The organism is Winogradskyella sp. UBA3174 (genome assembly GCF_002364335.1).
Classification (GTDB): domain Bacteria; phylum Bacteroidota; class Bacteroidia; order Flavobacteriales; family Flavobacteriaceae; genus Winogradskyella.
The window spans coordinates 394-3623 of the sequence record NZ_DEXW01000009.1 but is presented as its reverse complement, the minus strand read 5'-3'; the positions used below and the strand labels follow the sequence as shown (position 1 = coordinate 3623).

The 3230-nt window shown below is 30.2% G+C and carries 3 protein-coding genes; all 3 read left to right on the top strand.

Going from position 1 to position 3230, the window contains the following annotated elements:
• Nucleotides 1–1225 precede the first annotated feature (1225 nt).
• On the top strand, nt 1226–1735 hold the full coding sequence (locus B2U95_RS01070; protein ID WP_296311552.1) for a hypothetical protein: 510 nt from the start codon (nt 1226–1228) through the stop codon (nt 1733–1735).
• 441 nt (nt 1736–2176) lie between these two features.
• Nucleotides 2177–2392: a hypothetical protein gene (locus tag B2U95_RS01065; protein WP_296311549.1), complete on the top strand. Its 216-nt coding sequence runs from the start codon at nt 2177–2179 to the stop codon at nt 2390–2392.
• 544 nt (nt 2393–2936) lie between these two features.
• Nucleotides 2937–3230 (top strand): hypothetical protein (locus tag B2U95_RS01060; RefSeq protein WP_296311547.1); only part of this gene is annotated, 294 nt, incomplete at its 3' end.

The following is a 3230-nucleotide window of genomic DNA, read 5'->3' as shown; positions in this document are numbered from 1 at the left end:
GGTTTTATTTATTAAAATTGCAGTAAACATATTCCCATTCCACACACATTTTATCCATTCCTCTGCCCTTTCTCAAAAAGAGTGTTTATTCGCAAGGTTAATATTGTTTTAGAGGAACCCATGTACTTCGTTCCTTGGTTTCATTAGCTGAGTAGAGAAACATTAGAGAAGAAAAAATAAAGCAACCGTAATTTTGCCAAAGCGCCATCTGGCTCGTTCACTAAAAAGGTCTACTAGACCTTTTCTATACGTTCCGCCCTGCTTTTAACTCAAATCGAAGAATGAGATTCGACGAAGCTTGAGAAGTCAATTATCTCATTTAAGATTAGCGTCGCTGAATCTTCGAGTTCATGAACTCAATAGTTTAAAATAGAAACCTTGTGAATAAAGCCCATCTTTACATAACGCGTGTACATTATAGGACATTTTATAACATTAGCGGAATAGCGCTTTTCAGTGGTATTCTACATAATCATAGATATAGCGACACTATAAAATTGTATTCAGATTACATGATCCTCAGGATGATCTTAATTGAATAGTATATCGATAATGATTATGTTGCGCTAATTGTAAATTCGAAAATTATATTATGTTTCTGTAAAGTATTTGTATAGCCTAAAATTTTACGCTTCACTTCCCAGCGGCATCAACTGGCAGATTTAAATAATTGATGTCTCAATCAATTATTTAAACTCCTATTTTATCAAAATGATATGAGGTCGTTTTGCCAACGCTACATCTGGTTAAAAACGTATAACTTCTTCTATTTTTAAATTAAATCATTTTCTAAAATATATTTAACAAACATCGCACTACTCCATACTGCTTATGTTTTCGCTCCATCTGTTTTATCTTGAGTATTGTCCATAACAAATTTAATAATTAAAGGTATTGTTTTGCCATCATTAATTAATTCGCAAGCGCGAGCTATCCCATAACTTTCCATTTCTAAAGCAATTACTTTTCTATCTATTATAAAAATTTTATCCTCGAAATAACATGGAACATCAATAACTTGGCGAACACATGCGATAGAACCAAAATGTATATTTACTTCTCCTTTATAAATAGCTTTTTTTTTTAAAATATAATAAACTATTATTCAATATGTTATATCAAAAAATACGTATCTATACGTAATTTATGTATCCTACTACGTAGGGTTATTATTAGAGTTAATGTATAGTTTTACATCGTATTAAACCAAAAAAACTATACTATTATGAAAACACCATGTACTACCCTTTTACTAATCGCTTTTAACTTAATCCTAACTGCACAAAGCGAGTCTGATGTTATTAATAATATAAAATATATTAGTGAGGTGGTTTCTGACAATGAAGCGTCAGAAATAAAAAAAATACAAGATATAGCAGCTTATTATAATATAGAAAATGCTGATGTTTTTGATGCTAATAAGAAATCTACCTATGATGTGGTGTTTAAAAAAACTAACTGTAAAATTGAGGCTACCTATAATTCAGAAGGAGAAATACTAAAAACAACCGAAGTTTATTCAGATATGAGATTACCATTGTCTTTAGTAAAACTGATACTAAAGGAGCACAGCACATGGTATATTTCTGATAATGTCCAAAAAGTATACTACAGTAGTAAAAGTGGTACATATAAAGTTTATGAGCTTGAAATTAAAAAAGAGAGTAAAGTTGAAAAGTTGAAATTTAAAATTGACAGTAAAGATACCAGCATGACTTATGTTGCGATGAATTAAAAAGACTATTAGAGGATTAGTGATTTTAAAATTTGACGCAATTTCAGGTGACCAACTCAATTTTGAGTTGGTTTCTTTATTTCAATTTAGTGTACAAAAAAGTCATTTCCCAAAATTGTGTAACCTTTAAAACCTTTTAACCAAGTCTATTATTAATGACACTTTATATCATAGATGTATTAAAAAAAATCTTGACCTTAAGAATAGTAGACCTTATGGAAGGTGAAGACAAAAAGGTTATGGTTTAAATGATGCTAATTAAGTGCTATACCCATTCCAAACAAATTTCCCAACCGCGCCACTGCCTTTTCAATAAAGGGTGTTTTATTACTGACTAGCTATTTTTAAATTACGGAAGTCATGAACCAATAACGTTGGTTTCTCGCCCCTCTCCTATTTACGTATCCTTATCTATTTTCTCTTTGAAATCGTAAATCTTTCATGTCGTTAAATGCAACAAATAATTACACTGTAACAGGAATTGAAATGACTCGCTTATTTTATGTTGACAAAAATTTAAGTTGGGAAATAATACTTAGAAGAACAACATCTACTGGACAAATACAACGTGTAATTATTGAAATGCCTGCAACTAACAATACTGGTTTGATAGAATTTGAAGTTTTTATAAACGACGATGATTTTGAGGACTATTAAAAAACCACAGGCAACACGGTGTATAATTAACCAGCCCAACACAGTGATTCTGGTGGGTTGCTTTGGCAAGTCATTATTTGGAAAATTCCGAAGGAATTTTATCTACTCCGTATTGGTTTACTAATCTAGTTCTTTAACCGGGCAACTAACCATACACCAATCCGATATGGAACTTTCTCGTTTTTACAAATATTGGCATGAAGGTTCATGAACTTTATAATATACAATAGCAATATTATGAGTAAAACTCAGGTTACATAAACCAATAATATTATACCATAATTGACATAAAAGTACTTTTAAGTGGTATTTAAAATCATCAAATAAAAAACCAATTTCAAAAATTTTGTCAACTGATTAAATATGAGTTTTTTAGCATATATGAAATAGTTAATTGCCATAAATTTCTTTTGTAAATCATAATTCTACATTATGTTATTTTAATAATATGGTTATATTTATAACTTAAATCGAGTATTCCTTAATTTATTATTTCCTGTTGAAATGTATGTGTTAAGATTTAACCCACCACATCAAAAGACTATTGAAATCATTTTTATTCCTTTTTTTATTCCTTATTCCATTTTATGGTGCGCATTCTCAGACGGTTTCTGTACGTCATAACATTAATAAAGACTATCAATCTGCTTTGAGGTTATTTGAGGACCGAAACTACGACGAAGCCTTAGCTGTGGTTAAGATTGGTTTTGAAAAAGCCCAGAAACTACAAGATAAAAATCAAATCGCTTTTGGCTATTTTTATCAAGCGCGGTACTATGAGCAATTAGGTCCTTACACTAAAAGTGTTACTTTATACAATAAGGCACTTACTATATTT

Coding starts and splice junctions, on each gene's coding strand:
- B2U95_RS01070 (WP_296311552.1), top strand. CDS start 1,226: ATGAAAACACCATGTACTACCCTTTTACTAATCGCTTTTAACTTAATC.
- B2U95_RS01065 (WP_296311549.1), top strand. CDS start 2,177: ATGTCGTTAAATGCAACAAATAATTACACTGTAACAGGAATTGAAATG.